The organism is Paenibacillus sp. PK1-4R (genome assembly GCF_030369595.1).
In the GTDB taxonomy this organism is placed as follows: domain Bacteria; phylum Bacillota; class Bacilli; order Paenibacillales; family Paenibacillaceae; genus Paenibacillus.
On the sequence record NZ_CP126535.1, the window covers coordinates 363070 to 382109 of the forward strand.

Sequence of the window (19040 nt, forward strand, 5' to 3'; positions counted from 1 at the left end):
TGCATGAATCGAATTGATGCGCCAGATTGGAACGTCCCTGGGACGTTCTTTTTCCATTGTTGTGTGATCTTTAGGGTTCGCGATGAATAGGGTGTTCCAGTTCGGCATGGCCCATCAAACTATCAACGGCTTCACCATCCACCAGTATATCCAGGCTGTTCACTTCATCAAATTGAAACATCGTTGTAGTTAAAGCTTCCAATGCGAGCAATTCTCCACTGGTACCGAGATTGGCTTCAGCGGGGATATGAACATCCAAAGTCACTGTACCCTCAACATATTGGATAGAGAGCAATTCCACCTGCTCCCAGAGGGAAACAAGCTCCGAATCGGTGTTCGTTTGCAACGCTGCAAATGTTTTTTCATATTTTTCGGAATCATCCTTGTATTCAATTTCCTGCTCTGTTTTCTCAAGCTCAAGTACCTGAGAGTCTGCCAAATATACATCGACGACTTGTGTATTCATTGTGCCCAGATCCACCTCCGTTTCGGATGGGTTTGGTGCCTGCACCTGTCCTCCCTGAACAGCAGGTTCATTTGAACCGGATTGGCTCACTGGCTTCTGGGCACATCCAACTCCGATAAGGATCAAGCATGATAATATAAGTGCACAACCTAACTTCTTATTCAAAGAATCACTTCCTTCATCTGATTTATTTGATGATTTATAGGCCCAAATACTCCTTGATTCCATCGGCTATCGCTTGAGCGGCTTTCATCTGAACAACTTCGGACGACATCAGTTCTTCATCGAGTACATTACTCAAGAATCCCACTTCCAAAAGCACTGCAGGCATGGTCGTGTCTCGGATTACTTCCAAGTTGCCATTTTTCACACCACGATCTCTGAGACCCATGGCTTTCACCAAACGTTGATGAATGATAGTAGCTAATTCCTTGCTGTTACTGCGTTGATAATAATATGTCTCTGTACCTGTGGCTTGGGGGGCGGACTTCACACTATTGCCATGGATAGATACAAATACATCTGCATTTAATTGATTGGCGAGCTGAACACGCTCAGGACGGGTCGGATAGGTATCACCTTCACGAGTCATCACCAATTCGATATTAGGTTCATTGAGCAACAGGGCTTGTACTTTGTGAGCCAATGCCAGGTTGTATTCTTTTTCGGGTTTGTTCGTGATGCTGATCGTCCCCGGGTCACTGCCACCGTGTCCTGGATCGATGACCACGACCTTGCGTCCTGAATCGCCTACTGGAGTGACTGGAGCAGGTGTGACATTGTCTCCCGCAACATTCAGATCAATAATCAGTTTATCGGCAATGATGTTCTGGCTGTACTGGACATCCTTCACATTATTCAATTCTACGACAATGCGAACTTGCGCCGGATCTCGTTTGAACAGCGAATATCTCACTTCTGTCACATTGGGATAACCGCTCACATCCAACTTGCCATTGAGTCCTTGATCCAGCGGTTGGGAGATATCACCAAAGGTTGCTCCAGGCAAGTCCACAACCAAACGATCAGGGTACTTGAGGGTCGTTACTACCGGCTGAACGGCCCCATCCGTGGATAAAACGAGCTGATTGTTGGCAAATTGGATATCGGTAACCTTAGCGGTAGACGTTGAATCCCCTTTTCCAGAACTGTTGCCTGGGTCGATAGCAGGTCCCTTACTGGTGTTTGTTAAGTATACGATCTTGTCTTGATTGTTCCATCTTACCTTAAGCCCCATTTGTTCACTGACAAATCGAATGGGCACCACCAGCGTTTTGTTCAAAATTTGCGGTGCTGTGTTCAAAGTGACTTGTTTGTCAGCAACCATGGCTTGTTTTTGATCCACGGTTAGGGAAATCGTCTGTTGATCTTGCTGAATTTTTACAGTGCGTGCTTGTTGGTTCCAATCGACTTTGAATTTCAAATTTTCGGCAACGACACGAATCGGGATCATCACGTTTTTATTGATAATCGTCACCTGTACATCACTTGGGAGGACTAATTCCTCTCCATCCATAAAGATTTTTGACGTGCTTGCAGCGGCATTTCCCTGATTAGGGAGCAAAAAGAGTAAGAACAGGCTCAGAAACAATAGTAAAATGGTTTTCTTCATTATGCACCTCGACTAGTATTAGATCTATATATGACTACCAAAATATACCTACATATTATAAACGGTAAAAATGTAAAAATGTTTCTCTTCTGATATCTAATTATCAATTGATGGAGGAAAACGTGATGTGTGATCGCAAATGGGACGAATATCTCTCTTTTTATTTTTAATAATGTAATTAAATTTCATATAATGTTTGACTTGTGAAATTTAATATCATATACTGGGTGAAATTATGGCAGGATGACGTGTTCATCGGGTCTTGCAGGAGGTTGGAAGTGGATGGATACAGGCAGCTATCCGATGTGGGAGAAGTATCGTTTGAAGCAGGAGCATCTGGTCATCGGACTAATGTCAGGAACGTCACTTGATGGAACAGATGCGGCACTGGTGCGTATTCAAACCGATATGAGCAGGGCAATACAGCAGATCGAGCTGGTTGATTTCGTCTGTGTGCCGTATTCGAATGGATTGAGAGACGTACTGATCCGGTTATGTTCACCGGGGACGGCGCGTGTCGACGAGCTGACAGCCGCGCATTTTGGTGTATCGGAGTGGTATGCGCATAGCGTTACGGAACTGATGCGGTCTGCCGGTATCTCAACGCAGCAGGTGGATGTGATTAGCATGCATGGACAGACGGTATGGCATGCTCCTGTAGCCTCTGCATTTCCAGGGCCAACGGGAGCCAGTATTGATGTGGTATCGACATTGCAGATCGGTGAATGTGCTGTCGTTCGAGAACGGACAGGACTGCCAGTGATTGGTAACTTGCGTGCAAGGGATATGGCCGCTGGTGGGGAAGGTGCCCCGCTTACGCCTTATGCGGATGCTCTGATGTTCCGTAGCCCGACGGAAGGACGGCTGGTGCAGAATATCGGTGGCATTGGCAATGTGACGGTGCTTCCCTCTGAGTCATCTACCGAAGGTATTTCGGCATTTGATACGGGACCGGGCAATATGGTGATGGACGCCATTGTGCGGCAGGCAACGGATGGGCGGCAGCATTATGATCCGAGTGGAAGCATTGCCGCACAGGGAAAGGTCGATCAGCGTCTGGTAGAACTGTGTTTGGAGGATGAGTATTTCAAAAGAATTCCGCCGAAAAGTACCGGGCGAGAAGTATATGGAGCCGCGTATGCAGTGAGACTGATGGAGATGGCCGCAGCGCGTTCCTTATCCCTTGAAGATACGCTGGCTACTGCCACCTGTCTGACCGCGGAAACCATCGTGCGTGCAGTGAAGGATTTTATTCTGCCCAAGGTGCAAATATCGGCCATGCTCGCGTGCGGTGGTGGCACTTCCAATGCCACGTTAATGGAGATGATCCGTCAGAGACTACCGAAGGATATCCGTTTGGAACGAACAGCAGATTATGGCGTACCTGATGATGCTCGGGAAGCCATTGGATTTGCTCTACTTGGCCATGAGGCACTTATGGGCAGAACCAATACACTCCCGGCCGTAACCGGCGCGAAACACGCCGTAATCTCAGGCAATCTCACACTCTAGTGAGGCCTGACTTTAATTGGAGTTCAGTTATGGAAGGGCGAGGAATTCGATTAGACGCGAGTGGAATTATAAGATAAAATGCTTGTACATGAATGCAGTACGGAAAGGAGGAGCGAATGGAAGGCATGAAAGGTGGACTTGTGCGTTTACGCGCATTAATGGATGACTTGACTCCGTCCGAACGGAAGATCGGAGCTTATATTCTCGATCACCCGCAAGAAACTGTTCAATCCTCGGTGGCCCAGTTGTCTGAACGGAGTGGAGGCAGCCCAGCTGCCATTATCCGTCTCTGCAAATCACTGGGTGTAACGGGTTTTCAGGAGCTGAAGCTGAAGATTGCCGGAGATTTGCAGACGAGTGAGCCATATCAATATACGGAGATTCGTCCCCAGGACTCCATGGAGAGCATTATTCAGCATGTGTCCGCAAACAATATTCAGTCGGTGAAGGACACGGTTCATATTCTGGACCCACGTCTGGTAGAAAAAGCTGTGGACGTGCTTCATCAGGCGAACCGGATCTTTTTCTATGGAGTAGGGGCCTCCAACCTGATTGCGCTGGATGCACATTACAAGTTCATGCGAATCAATCGCACAAGCTTTTCGTTCGCCGATCCGCATATGCAGATTTCGTCCGCAACGACGCTTCGTGAGGATGATGCGGTTGTATGTATCTCGTATTCAGGGGAGACGTCGAACGTAATCTCCTGTCTCAAGCATGCTCATGATGGCGGTGCAGCGACAATCAGCATTACCAAGTGGGGCAGCAATACACTCAGTAGTATGGCGGATGTACCCCTGATGATTACTTCCACCGAAAGTGATATTCGGAGCGGAGCAACTTCGTCACGGATTGCACAGCTGAACGTGATCGATATTTTGTATCTAGCGATTGCCAGTCGGGATTACAACCAGTCGGTGGAGTATTTGGAGAAGAGTCGACAGGCTATTCTGGAGCACAAGTGAAGTAGAACCATATGAATCCCTTTCTGATTATGCAGGAGGGGATTTTTTGACGATTATATCCGCTTTTAGTATAAAAAAATCAAAAAAAGAGCCCAGACTAATGTCGGGCTCCTCTCTTTCAACCTCTAGAAATATCCCACTGTACGGCTCAGGAAGGCCCCGCAATGGCGCTGCGGACAAATCCGTCAGCCAGATCAAGCCTGTGCTGGGCTTCTGTTGCGTCCACGCCTGCCATGAGCATGACGATTGCCGTTTTTACATGACCGTCTGCACCGGTAAAAGCCTCTTCAATATCGGCTTCATTCGCTCCGGTTGCCAGATGGATCATGCGTTTGGCCCGATGGACAAGCTTCTCGTTCGAAGGGTTCAGATCGACCATGAAATTACGGTAAACCTTGCCCAGACGAATCATGGCGGTAGTGGTGAGCATGTTCAAAATCATTTTCTGGGCGCTGCCTGCCTTCATACGTGTTGAACCCATGACAACCTCTGGGCCGACAACAGCCTCAATGCTCACATCAGCCAACAGGGTCATCGGCGTGCCTGCATTATTACTCAGGCTGATCACCGTAGCCCCGATCTCCTTGGCGTGTCTCATCGCACCCAGCACATACGGCGTTCGTCCACTGGCTGCAATGCCAACCACGACATCGTTTTTGTCTAAGCCATGTTCATCAAGGTCCGCAGCTCCCAACTCCTCATTATCTTCAGCACCTTCAACCGGGTCCTTCACTGCCCGGAATCCCCCTGCAATAATACCCTGCACCATGGAGGGCGGGGTTCCGTAGGTAGGCGGGCATTCCGAAGCGTCAAGTATTCCTAATCGTCCACTGGTACCTGCGCCTACATAAAAAAGCCTGCCGCCAGACTGAAACGCCTTCAAGATCCGATCCGCAGCCTGAGCAATGACCGGAATTAGGGGCTGAATGAGCTCCGCAATCCGTTGATCTTCCTTATTAATTAGTTCCATAATTTCTGCCGAAGGCAATTCATCTATATGATCCGTTAGTGGATTGGGTTGTTCTGTTATTAGTGAATTCAGCATGTGATTCATCTGTATGGCCTCCTTCTCTCTTTTAAAATGATTCATTCAGGGAACAGCGTTTTCTTGCCAGTTGTGCTGCGCCAACCGCTGGAGCGGGGGCATCTTCACGATATACAAAGTCCAACTCTCCATAATATCCCGATAACTTCTGAATAAATGTATTTCGGAAAAGTGCAGCGTATCGAAAAAGTGATCCGGACAGGACAACCTGAGTGGATGCAAAATCCCGATGACGGGCAATCAACGCCTTGGCGGTATCCGCCAATTGGGAGGCTTCGTCGATGATCAGTGCCCGGGCGGCCTCATCTCCGAGTTCAGCTGCTTCTATAGCTAAGCGGGCGATGGATGCGGTCTCGGTTTTGCCCCAATCCGTCTGATACACCCGTGTCTTTAGCTCCGATATATCCCGAAGGTTCAGTTTCTTTAGAAGAAGCGGGGTTAAACGGGTTGGAGGAAGAACACCGTCATAACTCTGCATAACCACTTGGAGTGCACGCTGCCCAATACGATAGCCGCTCCCCTCATCTCCGAGCAGGTGACCCCAGCCTCCTGCACGGTATCGCTCGCCTTCCCGCGTAAATCCGTACACGATGGACCCTGTTCCAGAGATGCATAATACACCGTGCGTATGTCCGAGAGAGGCCATCAGAGCAATCTCTCCTTCGGATACAACCCAGACTGGACAACCTTCTGATGCCTGTCGATTACGACTCTTCATATAGTTATTTACTGCTTTGGCTATAAGTTGCCGCTCTTGGATCGTATCTACACCTGACATACCAAGGCATATACCCTCACAATTTGTCGATAAATCACTTATTAGATTAAATAGCTGTTCCAGCACTCGTTGCAGTTCGGAAATGGCCTGTTCAGTTGATACGCTGTGAGGATTCGTGGGACCGCCGCTGAGTCGGGCGAGAATTTCACCAGATTCAGAAATGATTGCTGCATCAGTATTGGTACCGCCTCCATCTACGCCTACATACACTCGCAAAGTGGCTCACCTCGCTTGCTTTGGTTTTCTTTTTACATAGTATAGTTGGATGAAAAGAAAAAGTAAAATTAAATTTTATAATAAAAAATAATGTTGAATTTTTATTTTACAACTCATATAATGAATTCAATCTACAATTTTGGAAGGAATCAATACTGTTAATGTCAATTAAGTTGACGTTAATATTGCATTTAAGAGATTTAGCCTGCGACTGGCAGGCCCAATCTACAGGGGAGGTGCTTTTCCTTACTGCCGCGTGTATAGGTGGATGGCGTTTGAAGGCCGAACGATCACAAAGGGGTAGCATGGTTAGGCAATGAAAGAATCGGATGATGACATGCGAAGGAGATGAAGGGATGAAAAAGAAGGGTCTGGTATGGGCAATGTTGTTGATGATGGTCTGGGTTACAGCCTGTGGGAATAGCGGAGGTGCTGCTTCGGATGACCCGAATGCCGATGATACGGTAACGGTATGGACCTATCCTGTACATGGCACATATGAAGATGAACTGAAGGATCTAATCTCTGATTTCAATAAAGAACACCCGAACATTACCGTGAAGACGGAAATGCTCTCCTGGGCGGAAGGGCCCAAAAAATTCGATGTCGCTCTGAACGCAGGTAACCCGCCAGATCTTTACTTTCATAGCGTAGACGGCACATATGTGAATACGGGATTGGCACTTGAGCTGGACAGCTACCTGACACCTGAGATCAAGGACGACTACCTGCCAGGTACGCTGGATTTAGGCCAGATTCAGGGGAAACAGTACGGACTGCCGTTGTATCAATTCCAATGGGCTTGGGGTGGTAACAAACGTATTCTGGAGGAAGCGGGCATTGATTGGAAGTCCATTCAGCAAAATGGCTGGACCTGGTCCGAATTCAACGATGCTGCTGCCAAGCTGACCAAAACGTTGGATGGCGGGGCCAAGCAATATGCACTGGTTACCGACGGAACCTCGCTTGACTTCATTGAAATGCTGTCTCGTAACAACGGGATGATCGATGTTCTTGATAAAGACGGCACGTTCCAATGGAATGATGGTCGCATTCTGGATACTCTCTCTTTTATCAAAAACCTGATGGATCAAGGGTATATGCCGAAGGAAACGGCGGCTCTCGCTCCAGCGAAACGGACGGATATGTTCTACGCGGGGGAAACGGCGATTATCTCCAAAGCGATTCCTTATTATGATGTGATGATTCAGAACCGCAACAAGGACATCGATGATGGCAAGGTGCAAGGAGAGAAGATTGATTTTGTCCTGTTGCCTGTACCACATAATGATGATCAACCTGCGGCCACAACGATGGGCGGCGAAGGGTATGTAGCCTTCAAACAGAAGAAGGACAAAGGCGAACAGCATGCCAAAAATACGTTCCTTGTGATGGAGGCGCTTAGTGGTGCCAAAGCAGGGAACTCGGCCAATGAACTGGCACTTCCATTCGTAAGAAAGTCCCAAGTGGAACTGTTTAAAGGAAAAGAACTTGGTCAACCGGATAATCTGGCTGCTGCAAAAGTCATGGCAGAGAATATTGCGATGCCGGTTGTACTGGAACTGGATATCGACAAAGCATCCCAGCAAAAACAATTCAAGGAACAGGTTGTGAAGCCAAACATCCAGGCGCTGTTCTCGGGAGAAAAATCACCAGAGCAGATCGCAGAAGACTTCAAGAGCAAAGGCCAGCAGATGTTTGGACAGTAACTCAGACAATCAAACATAACGTAAAACCACACTGATTAGGAGAGGAGGATTCGCCATGCAGACCGCCCTTGCGCCAAAACCGTCCGTGCCTCGGACTTCCCGGGTTGCCCGGTTTTGGCGAGACTACGGGTGGGCGTATTTGTTTATTTTGGCGCCTGTCCTGCTGTTTCTCATTTTCACACTGTATCCTGTTCTGACGGCTCTTGTGATGAGCTTCCAGAAATACAACATTATGAACTCAACGTGGGTTGGATTGGATAACTACGAGCGTTTAGTGAAGGATGAGACGTTCTGGAAGTCGATTAAAAATACAGTGATCTTCACCGTAGGCACAGTCCCGGTCAATATTCTCATTACATTTGTACTGTCTTATTTCATCTATCAAATGAAAACTAAATGGCAGACTTTTTTCAAAGCTACCATGTATCTGCCTGCGGTAGCCTCCGGGGTAACCATCTCCATTGTATGGCTGGCAATCTTTGACCCGACGGATTCAGGACTGCTGAACCGCTTCCTCGGCCTGTTCGGTCTTGACCCGGTAATCTGGCTGGGCCAATCGGGAACGGCACTCTTTTCACTCATTCTGATGAACTGGCTTGGATCACACGGAGCGGGCATTATTCTGTATCTGGCAGCCATGGGTGGTATTCCGAAATCGCTGTATGAAGCGGCGGATATTGATCATGCCAGCGGCTGGACCCAGTTCAGCAAGATTACATGGCCGCTGCTCAAACCAACTACGCTGTATCTGCTCGTCACGGGTGTCATTACATCCTTCCAGGTGTTTATCTCGGTATATCTGATGACACAGGGTGGACCGAACTTTGCGACAACTACAATCGCTTACTTGATCTACGAGACGGCATTCAAGTTCTATGAGTTCGGATTGGCTTCGGCTCAGTCGTTCGTACTGGCGATTATCATCATTGTCATCTCCGTCATTCAGTTCAAATATTTCTCCAGCGATATTGAGTATTAGAGGTAGTTCAAAACACGTGCTATTAGAGCACATTGCATTAAGCATCCGGGGGTGAATGAAATCCATGAAATCAACACAGAAAAAGATCCTGCTCGTTGTTGCATCCATTCTGCTGGTGGTCTGGGCACTGGTGACGGTCATTCCGATGTATTGGATGCTCGTTGGTTCGGTGCAGGATAGCGCGATGTCGGCTTCGTTTAAACCACAGATGATTCCAGAGCAGCTGTCATTATCACCATATGAGCGCTTTTTTGCCAAAACTGATGCCTGGCGCTGGCTGTACAATTCGCTGCTCATCTCGATCATTCTGACCGTAACAAATGTATTCTTCGCCTCCCTGGCGGGATATGCGTTCGCCAAACTGAAGTTTCCGGGTAGTCAGGCGGTATTCTGGACGTTGCTTGGGACAATGATGATCCCGGCACAGGTGACGCTGATTCCTTTGTACATTCTGATGGTCAACGTGTTTGACTTGGGGGATACGTATACGGCCATTATTCTGCCTGCTGCCGTTAGCGTAGGGAACATATTCTTGATGAAACAGTTTATGTCCACGCTGCCCACATCGCTGATCCATGCGGCGCGTATCGATGCATGCAGCGAGTTCGGTATCTTCTGGAAAGTCATTCTGCCGATGGCAAAGCCGGGAATCGCGGTGCTGGCGATATTCACGTTTGTGGCTTCGTGGAACGAATTCTTCTGGCCGTTCCTCATTACCAATTCCAACGAGATGCGTACCATTCAGGTGGGGTTGGCCTCGTTTGTATTTGCCGAATCAACGGACTTCGGCGCAATGATGGCAGGGGCAACAATTGGTGCACTGCCCATGATCATTCTGTTTTTCTCACTGCAACGTTATTTCCTGCAGGGCATTACGATCGGTGCGGTTAAAGGTTAACTGTTAGTTCAGGACAAGCGACAACGTAAAGGGGGATCTACCTATGGCACGCGTGGAGTTTCGCCAAGTGCGCAAAGAATTCAAAGACGATCATAAAGGAACGTTCACGGCTGTGGCCGGCTCGGACTTTGTTATAGAAGATAAGGAATTCGTAGTGTTTGTGGGTCCTTCGGGCTGTGGCAAGACAACGTCACTGCGGATGATTGCCGGACTTGAAAAACAAACGAGCGGTGATATTGTGATCGGTGACCGGCTTGTTAACGATCTGCATCCGAAGGATCGGGATATCGCGATGGTGTTTCAGGATTATGCACTTTATCCGCATATGACCATCCGTGAGAATCTTTCCTTTGGCCTGAAAAATCTGAAAAAGCCAAAGTCCTATATTGATGAACAGGTGCAGAATGCGGCCTCCATTCTTGGACTGGAAGCGATGCTGGAGCGCAAACCACGCGAGCTGTCTGGTGGTCAGCGCCAGCGTGTTGCGGTGGGCCGGGCGATCGTCCGCGATCCGCAGGTGTTTTTATTCGACGAACCACTGTCCAATCTGGATGCCAAGTTGCGGGTGCAGATGCGGGTGGAGTTGGGAGAGCTGCATAAACGTCTCGGTGCCACGATTGTGTACGTGACGCATGATCAGGTGGAGGCCATGACACTTGGGGAACGCATAGTTGTCATGAATCATGGAGACATTCAGCAGGTGGCTTCACCAAAAGAGCTGTATGCGAGTCCGCGAAATATGTTTGTTGCCGGATTTATTGGTTCCCCGGCGATGAACTTCATTGATGCACGGATTGAAGGCACGCAGGTTGTCATCGAGGGAGCATCATTCACCTTGCCAGCAGATGTACTTGCTCGTCTTCAGAGTCATCAAGGCAAGCCGGTGATTATGGGTCTGCGTCCAGAACATATTTTTGGTGATGATGTCGCTCCGAACATCCCGACAGACCATATGCTGCAGGCGCGAGTTCAGGTTGTAGAGCATCTGGGCTCCGAGAATTTGGTGTACTTCCATTCCGGTGCCCGTACCGTTACGGCCAAGGTTCACCCGGAAACACATGCTTATGTAGGTATGGACAAAATTTTTGTACTGGACCTGCGTAAGGCGCACTTTTTTGATCCAGAGACGGAGCTTGCGATCGGACGTGAGTAAGAGACGATGCCTGGTGAAGAAGGAACGGTGAGAAAGGGGAGAATAAAAATGCGTAAGCTGAGTGAAGTATTGATCAAGTCGGGTGCGGAAATCTATCGGGATATTATTTCGGTGGCCTTGTACAGTGTCGTTAGTTCCATCGTATTGGTTCCCATTCTGATGTTTGCTCCGCTGCCGATCGCGGTGCTGCTTCTGGCCTTGATATATATGCCCATCCTGTTCGGTGTTTGTTATGCCGTGCATCACAGATTGGAGCGTAAGGAACGGCGCAATGGACTTAAGGATATCTGTGTCGGAACATTGAAGGGAATAATCCCGGGAGGATCGTTGGGTGTGCTTTTCGCGGTGCTTGGCTTCATTCTATGGTCAACCTGGTGGTATTACGGTGGACAGGGTGGAATTACAGGTACAGCAGTGGGTGTATTCCAGACGTTCTTTGTTCTCATGGCGCTGATGTCACAGTTCTATACCTGGCAGCTTGTTTTACAAAAAAACATGGGCATCGTTCAAGCGATGGGGGAAAGTGTAAAGCTGTTCTTCCGTCACCCGGGGTACACGATGGGCGCTTGTTTTCAGGCCATGTGCCTGACTGCGCTGCTGATGCTGACTGTCGTTGGTTTCGGAGCGCTGTTTGGAGGTATGTTTGCCATCTATCAGCATAAGGTTGCTCTTAATGTGCTGGAGCCTGAAGAAGAGCCTGTCGTAACAGGCGGTAATGATCACCAGCATACAGGCTGGATAAGCCAGGGGAATGTGTGATGGGTCAGTTGAATGAGACCGAGCAGATCCCGGCTGTAAAAACGGGAGTTGATCTTCTGTCCAGAGGGTTATCGCATCCATGGATAACAGGTAATCGAATCGGTCTAATTACAAACCCGACTGGTATTACAGCGGATTTTGTATCGACAATAGATGTGTGCGCCGGACTGGCTAATGCCGAGCTTACAGTGCTCTATGCCTGTGAGCACGGACTGTATGGAGAGCTTCAGGCGGGTGTCAGATTCGGAGACATGCTTCATCCACTTCTGGACATTCCGGTGTTCAGCCTGTATGGAGATTATAAGAAACCTACGCCTGCAATGCTGGCTGGAGTCGATACGGTCCTGTTTGACATTCAGGATGTGGGCATCCGTTATTACACATATGCCTCAACCTTGTTCCATATGATGGATGCCTGTGCTGGAGCAGGCAAACGTATGCTGATTCTGGACCGTCCCAATCCGCTGGGTGGAAACGTTGTGGAAGGCGGTGTGCTGAACGCGGGGTATGAATCACTCGTTGGCGCTTGGCGTGTACCTGTACGTACCGGATTGACGGTAGGTGAACTCGCCCTGATGGTCAACAGCGAGATGGATGTACCTTGCGAATTGGACGTGGTTGCCATGGAAGGATGGCCGCGCTCCATGGAGTTTGCGGATTGTGGGCTTCCCTGGATGTTACCCTCTCCCAATATGCCCACGCTGGATAGTGTGCGGGTATATGCGGGTACGTGCCTGTTCGAAGGCACTAATGTATCGGAGGGCAGGGGCACGACCCGCCCATTCGAGTGGATTGGGGCACCCTGGGTTGAGGGTGAACGTTTGGCGGAACGATTTCGGGAATACAAGCTGGAAGGTGTACATGTGCATCCAGGATACATGTCCCCAACATTCTCCAAATACGCAGGTGAGCTGTGTGGTGGCGTAAGGATTTTTGTAACTGACAGCAGGAAATTTCGGGCGGTAGAGACAGGGTTAGTGCTTTTGCATGAACTGGTGTCACTCTATCCGGAGCAATTCTGCTGGCTGGAGCCACCAGAGCCGGGTTCAAGGTACTTTATCGACCTGCTGGCAGGGGGGAAGGAAGTCAGGGAAACGATCCATGACCGGGCGGGCTTCGTTCGTTTAATCGAATCGTGGAATGTACAGGCAGCGGAATGGAAGGAGCGGCGAAAGCCGTTTTTGTTATATGAATGAACGGATGTTTGTTAGCGGAGGGAGGCATGAAATGAGTGGGCCAAAAGAGTTATACCAGTCGAAGCTGAAACAGATGACTTTGCGTGAGAAAGTCGGGCAAATGCTGCTTTGTGGCTTTCATGGAACCGAAGCTGCTGGCGATGTGGAACCCTTTCTCCGAAAGTATCCCATCGGTGGCGTGATCTATTTTGCGCGCAACGTTGAGTCGCCAGAGCAGGTAGAGCGGTTATCGTCAGGGTTACAACAGATTGCCAAAAGCAGCGGTAATGTGCCGCTCTGGATATCCATTGATCAGGAGGGCGGCATGGTTGCTCGAATTACCGAAGGAATTGCCTTGATGCCTGGACAAATGGCCATTGCCGCTGCCGGTTCCATTGACGATGCATATCAGGCGGCATGTATCAGTGGGTTGGAACTGAAGTCCATGGGCATTAACATGAACTTTGCTCCAGTATTGGATGTGAACAATAACGTGGCCAATCCGGTCATCGGTGTACGATCATTCGGCGAATCTCCACAATCCGTTGCAGAATATGGAGCCAGAACCATTGCGGGAATTCAGGACGCTGGGATTGCAGCGACAGCCAAGCACTTCCCGGGGCATGGGGATACGGATACCGATTCCCATCTGGACCTCCCGATCATCACTCATGATCGGGAACGGGTAGAGCGCCTGGAGTTGATTCCATTCCGAGCGGCTATCGCCGAAGGTGTCGATGCCATGATGTCGGCGCATATTTATTTTCCTGCACTGGAGCCAGAGCGTCTGCCCGTAACGCTATCGCAAACCGTATTAAGCGGTCTGCTTCGCCAGGAACTGGGTTATCAGGGCATGATCGTGACAGATTGCATGGAGATGGATGCTATTGCCGTGAACTATGGCACTGTCGATGCAGCCGTAATGGCGGTAGAGGCTGGGGCAGATCTGGTGTTAATTAGCCATACGGCTAAGCTTCAGGCAGAGGCATTTGAAGCGTTGCTGTCAGCTGTGGGGAGCGGGCGGATTAGCGAGAGACGTATTGATGAGTCGGTGAATCGCTTGTTGATGTACAAGGCGAAGCGTGGTTTGCTGGAGAGTGGAATGGGCGGTGCAGGTGATGATGAAGTGAATATTGTAGTATCGAATGCATCATTGTCAAAGGCATCAAACACTCCTGCTCTATCCAGTTGGTCGGAGCGCAACAGTTCTTTACACCAAGAGGTTGCCCGCCGTATTAGCGAGAATAGTATCACACTGGTGCGCGATCAGCTGAATATGTTGCCTTTGAAGTCGGAACGCACGCTGGTCATAACGGTTGCCACGTCCGTGACGACAATTGCCGACGAACAGCTGACTCAGACGTTCACCTTGGGCTCAGCCTTATCCAATTATGGTCTGGATGTTGTCGATCTGACGGTCACGCCCGAGGAAGTTGCCATTCGTTCCGCCCGTCTGCTTCAGGCAGCGGAAGCAGATGACATTCGGCAGATTGTGGTGGGTACCTACAATGCGGGAAGTCCCTCCGGCGATCCACAGTGCAGGCTGATTGGTTGGATACAGCAATTGGGCAAACCTCTGGCTGTTGTGGCATTGCGAAGCCCCTATGATCTGCTGGCGCTCCCGGATGCCCAGGTCTATGTAGCGGCTTACGAGAGCCGGCCACTTGCCATGGATAGCGTCGCTCAGGCGCTAACGGGGCGCATTCCTTTTGCGGGGAAACTTCCTGTAACATTAAAGCAGACAGATGATGAAAGAGCGGATGTCTCCTAGGCAGTGATAAGAATATGAGTTAATCTGCCTTTTGCAGGATGAAGAAGAGCTGGATTGTGGGCTGAGCTTATACGGAAGTGTGAGTCGTTAAAATGAAAACATATACAGAGCAAAGAGACGATCCTTTAAAGGACCGTCTCTTTGCTCTGTATAAACGATTAATTATGGATTATTGCAATTGCAGTGCTGCTGCTGTTTTGGCCTCAACTTCATCCAAAAGTGAAGTCATGTCCATACCTGCATGGTTGCCGAGCAGGATAATCGTGATATCATCGGACAGATTACGTGAAAAGGCTGTAGCAAACCCGCCACCACTACCGTTGTGGAAGACGGTAAGGTTGGTGCCATTCTCTTTGAGAATCCAGGCGTAGCCATAGTTTTTATCAGAATAAGGCTCATACATCTGTTCAATCGTATCCTGGCTTAAAATCTTGTCTGTATAGAGCGCACGATCCCATTTCAGCATATCGTCCACCGTGGAATAGATGGTTCCTGAACCGGATTGAGACACATAGTAAGGCGCAGTTACCCATGCGTTATCTTCTTGAACAAAACCACTAATCGTATGCACTTTACGGGAGGCCTCTCCCGAATTTTTCATACCAAGTGGTTTCAGTATCGTCTGTTGCACGTAGTCGGCATAACTCATGCCAGATACCTGTTCAACGACGTATGCGAGCAAAACATAACCGCTGTTGCTGTACAGATAGGCACTCCCCGGTTCGAATTTCAGCGTTTTGTGACGAATCTCTTCTACAGTCTCTTCCATAGAAGTTCCTTCACCCCGACCAAATGCGGATGGCAGACCTGAAGTCTGGGATAACAGCATATGCAGCGTGATCTGATCTCCCTTTGGTATCCCAGAGATATACTTGGAGATTGGATCTTGCACATTAATCTTACCATCCTCCACGAGACTCAGAATGGACGCGGCCGTAAAGGATTTGCTCAGCGATGCGATTCGGGTCTTCTGATCCGGGCGATTCAGCGTCTGTTCATCGGCAAGTCCGTAGCCTTGCTTTAGAAGCACTTCACCATCGCGGGCAATCAGAGCCATACCTGGATAGTTGATCTCACGCAGATATGTATCTACGCTGGCAACCTCGCTGTTCAGTAGGCTGACTTGATCAGTGACCATTTTTACACTCATCTGCCCCGTGGCTGTGCGTTGGACCTTGATGTCTGCCTTGATTGCATTAGCCATGGCCCGGATAGGTACCATCAACGTACCGTTAACGGTACGTGAATTCACACCTGTAGCCAGATCGACCTTGTTTACCTTAATGGAATTGCTGCCAGCCTGATGAATCAGCTTGTCTCTGCCAACGGTAATGGTAGCCGTTTTGGTGCGATTATCCCATTTCAACGTGCCTTTAACCGATGTGACCACATCCCGCAATGGGACAAACGTTGAGCCTTTGATTATAAGTGGTGCGTTCTTCCAGGATTGTTGCTCACCATTCACTTCAATGTGAACTGCTTGCGTCGCCTGCGCTGCGGATGCCGTAATACCAGCTTGTCCCAGAATCGGGCCTGCGCACAGGATGAGCGCTAACAGAATGCGGAACATGGATGAATATAACGTGGAAATACGTTGTCTTTCATTTGACTTGCGTAAGATTTGAATCCTCTCCTTCCAATCGTTTCATGAATAGCCAGCTTATGAGCATTGTAAACGATCTCGCGTAGAGGGTCAAAACGATTAAGCAGATATAATTCATATCATCTGATCAGATCATTTAAATTAAATTTGTACTAATTTAGTATCTATACATAATATTTTTACAGCGATTGTCCGATAAAAGGATGGGTGAAGATTATGATGGGGGATAGTTAAATGAAGAAAAGGATTCGAAATTGGTTTACTTTAACCGTAAAAAAACGCCTGATCGCTGCATTGCTCCTGTTCTTGATTGTTCCGAGCATTACCGTGGGTTGGTTGTCTTATCAAAAAGCTGCTGACCAGGTTAAGCAGGAAATTATTCGTTCCGCACAGGCCAAAACAGAAATGCTTAGTCTGCAGATAAATCAAATGCTGGATATGGAGAAGGATAACGCGGCACAGATGGCGGCGGGTATTACTTCAATCGATATTATTAATAAATCCCCTGCACTGCAAAGGCAGATGGATCGGATGTCTCAGAATCATAAGGAACTGGGTGTACTTACCGCAGGTGCGGACGATGGCAGCTGGATGAAATCCCCAGAATCCGAGGAACAGAATTATGATCCTCGAGAACGTTCATGGTATAAGATGGGCATGTCTCAGGATGAAACTGTAATCTCGGATACGTTCCAGTCGGCTTCAACGGGTGAATGGGTTGTGACTGCGGCGGCCAAGCTGGCCGACGGCAAAGGGGTATTCGGGGCTAATGTCAGTCTCAATCATCTGAAGGATTCCGTAGATCAGATACGCATCGGTAAAGAAGGCAAACTGTACATGCTGGATAACGGTGGGAAGTTCCTGTTCCATTACAATATTGAATCCGGTACACAGTCGGATGAACCTTACATTAATGAGATGTATACGAAAGAAAGCGGAACGGTGAAGTATACATATGATGGTCACGAAGTGGAAGCTGTGTATTTCACCAATCCGGTGACAGGCTGGAAAATTGTTGGCGAGATGGTTCCTTCCGAAGCAACTGAAGCCGTAATGCCTATTTTGATTCGTTCTATTACAATTGTGGCATCTGCATTGGTTATTGGGCTGATTCTGCTTGTTTTCATTATTCGCAGCATTCATCGGCCATTACTGCAATTAACACAGGCGGCATCGAAAGTAAGTGCCGGGGATCTCACCGTTCGGGTAGGTTTGCAGCGCCGGGATGAGTTCGGACTGCTTGGAGAAAGCTTCGACACGATGACGACTTCACTGCGTAATGTGCTTGGAGAGGTACATGATACGTCCAGCCAGCTGGCGGCATCTTCGGAAGAGCTGATGGCAAGTTCGGAGCAGACATCGAAAGCCACAGAACAGGTGGCTGAACTGATGCAGGATGCAGCTGCGGGAACGACTTTGCAGAACAATAGTCTTGCTGCTACAGGCCAACTCGTAGGCGAAATGTCCATTGGAGTCAAAGAAATCTCATCAAGTGCTGAAGACACCGCTCGTATCGCTCTGGATGCTTCCACTAAGTCGGAAGCGGGCATGGTAACAGTGGAAGAAGCGGTTACCCATATTCAGCAGGTGAATGACGAGAGCAAAGCCATGTCTGTGGTCATTGAGGATCTGCGCGCGAAAAATGAAGAGATTCTGGTGATTGTTGCCGAGATTACGGCCATTGCCAAGCAGACCAACATCCTCGCATTGAATGCATCCATTGAAGCTTCAAGAGCTGGCGAGCAAGGGCGAGGATTCGCTGTTGTAGCCAACGAAGTGAAGACACTGGCTCACAGTTCAGGCGCTTCAGCCGAGCGGATTAATGAGCTTATGCATGAGATGCAGGAGAAAACCAATGCGGTGCAATCCACTTTTGCCCGTACAGGAGAAGGTATGGTGAAGAGTTCGCAGATGGTTACGGAAGCGGGCGAAGCATTCCAGAACATTCGTACTGCGGTACAGTTGGTGGCTGCACAAGCTGGAGAAGTATCCGCGGCTTCCCGTCAAATTGATGGTGGCATGAGTCATGTCAACAAGGCAGTAAGTGATACAATGGTTCTGTCGGACAGAATTGCCTCTGGAACGGAAGATGGATCAGCGGCGGCTCAAGAGCAGTTGGCTACCATGGAAGAGGTCGCAGCATCTTCGGCAGCATTGTCACGTATGGCTGAAGACCTGCAAAGCATGATTGAACGTTTTAAGTTGTAACAGGGATTGAAATGAGACTGCAGGGTTGCGACCTTGCGGTCTTTTTACTGTTGAACAAGGGGTATCCATTATGTCTTCAAAAACAGCATCCTTTTCCGTTATATTGACATATAATAAACAAAATTATATTATGTCTATATATAAACAAACAAAATTATAAAATAATTAATTAGTATACGGTTGGATGACCA

General features: G+C 48.7%; 15 protein-coding genes. 10 read left to right on the forward strand and 5 right to left on the reverse strand.

Annotated features, from left to right (window positions below; genetic code table 11):
* Positions 1-70: 70 nt before the first annotated feature.
* Both QNO02_RS01780 and QNO02_RS01785 read right to left on the reverse strand, forming a co-directional pair.
* Positions 71-631 (reverse strand): GerMN domain-containing protein, encoded by a 561-nt coding sequence (locus QNO02_RS01780; RefSeq protein WP_289390900.1) that lies wholly within the window; start codon positions 629-631, stop codon positions 71-73.
* A gap of 34 nt (positions 632-665) precedes the next feature.
* Positions 666-2078: an N-acetylmuramoyl-L-alanine amidase family protein gene (locus QNO02_RS01785; protein ID WP_133386998.1), complete on the reverse strand. Its 1413-nt coding sequence runs from the start codon at positions 2076-2078 to the stop codon at positions 666-668.
* Between the two features lie 282 nt (positions 2079-2360).
* Here QNO02_RS01785 and QNO02_RS01790 point away from each other — a divergent pair, with 282 nt between their 5' ends.
* A complete protein-coding gene (locus QNO02_RS01790; RefSeq protein WP_133386997.1) occupies positions 2361-3590 on the forward strand; it encodes an anhydro-N-acetylmuramic acid kinase in 1230 nt (409 codons plus the stop codon).
* Positions 3591-3715: 125 nt separating this feature from the next.
* Positions 3716-4555 carry a MurR/RpiR family transcriptional regulator gene (locus tag QNO02_RS01795; RefSeq protein WP_036616797.1) on the forward strand — a complete coding sequence of 280 codons (840 nt, stop codon included), beginning with the start codon at positions 3716-3718 and terminating at the stop codon, positions 4553-4555.
* 148 nt (positions 4556-4703) lie between these two features.
* Here the strand turns inward: QNO02_RS01795 and murQ are convergent, their stop codons facing one another.
* On the reverse strand, positions 4704-5609 hold the full coding sequence (gene murQ, locus QNO02_RS01800; protein WP_091038024.1) for an N-acetylmuramic acid 6-phosphate etherase: 906 nt from the start codon (positions 5607-5609) through the stop codon (positions 4704-4706).
* A gap of 22 nt (positions 5610-5631) precedes the next feature.
* Positions 5632-6588 (reverse strand): N-acetylglucosamine kinase, encoded by a 957-nt coding sequence (locus QNO02_RS01805; protein ID WP_289392654.1) that lies wholly within the window; start codon positions 6586-6588, stop codon positions 5632-5634.
* Positions 6589-6950: 362 nt separating this feature from the next.
* Between QNO02_RS01805 and QNO02_RS01810 the strand changes: the two genes are divergently transcribed.
* From QNO02_RS01810 to nagZ, 7 genes are all read left to right on the forward strand, one after another.
* Positions 6951-8303, forward strand: a complete 1353-nt coding sequence (locus tag QNO02_RS01810) for an ABC transporter substrate-binding protein (protein WP_289390901.1) — start codon at positions 6951-6953, stop codon at positions 8301-8303.
* Positions 8304-8358: 55 nt separating this feature from the next.
* Positions 8359-9282 (forward strand): carbohydrate ABC transporter permease, encoded by a 924-nt coding sequence (locus tag QNO02_RS01815; protein WP_289390902.1) that lies wholly within the window; start codon positions 8359-8361, stop codon positions 9280-9282.
* A gap of 64 nt (positions 9283-9346) precedes the next feature.
* Positions 9347-10180, forward strand: a complete 834-nt coding sequence (locus QNO02_RS01820; RefSeq protein WP_017691096.1) for a carbohydrate ABC transporter permease — start codon at positions 9347-9349, stop codon at positions 10178-10180.
* Positions 10181-10223: 43 nt separating this feature from the next.
* Complete coding sequence (locus tag QNO02_RS01825; RefSeq protein ID WP_289390904.1) at positions 10224-11333, forward strand: ABC transporter ATP-binding protein; 1110 nt, start codon at positions 10224-10226, stop codon at positions 11331-11333.
* Positions 11334-11381: 48 nt separating this feature from the next.
* Complete coding sequence (locus tag QNO02_RS01830) at positions 11382-12092, forward strand: hypothetical protein (RefSeq protein ID WP_289390905.1); 711 nt, start codon at positions 11382-11384, stop codon at positions 12090-12092.
* Positions 12092-13288 (forward strand): exo-beta-N-acetylmuramidase NamZ family protein, encoded by a 1197-nt coding sequence (locus QNO02_RS01835; RefSeq protein WP_289390906.1) that lies wholly within the window; start codon positions 12092-12094, stop codon positions 13286-13288. Before QNO02_RS01830 ends, QNO02_RS01835 begins: the two co-directional genes overlap by 1 nt.
* Before the next feature lie 31 nt (positions 13289-13319).
* Positions 13320-15038, forward strand: a complete 1719-nt coding sequence (nagZ, locus tag QNO02_RS01840; protein WP_289390907.1) for a beta-N-acetylhexosaminidase — start codon at positions 13320-13322, stop codon at positions 15036-15038.
* 169 nt (positions 15039-15207) lie between these two features.
* On the opposite strand, the gene QNO02_RS01845 is transcribed toward nagZ, so the two are convergent.
* On the reverse strand, positions 15208-16608 hold the full coding sequence (locus QNO02_RS01845; RefSeq protein WP_289390908.1) for a serine hydrolase domain-containing protein: 1401 nt from the start codon (positions 16606-16608) through the stop codon (positions 15208-15210).
* Positions 16609-16875: 267 nt separating this feature from the next.
* Between QNO02_RS01845 and QNO02_RS01850 the strand changes: the two genes are divergently transcribed.
* Positions 16876-18849 (forward strand): methyl-accepting chemotaxis protein, encoded by a 1974-nt coding sequence (locus QNO02_RS01850; protein WP_289390909.1) that lies wholly within the window; start codon positions 16876-16878, stop codon positions 18847-18849.
* Positions 18850-19040: the final 191 nt, after the last annotated feature.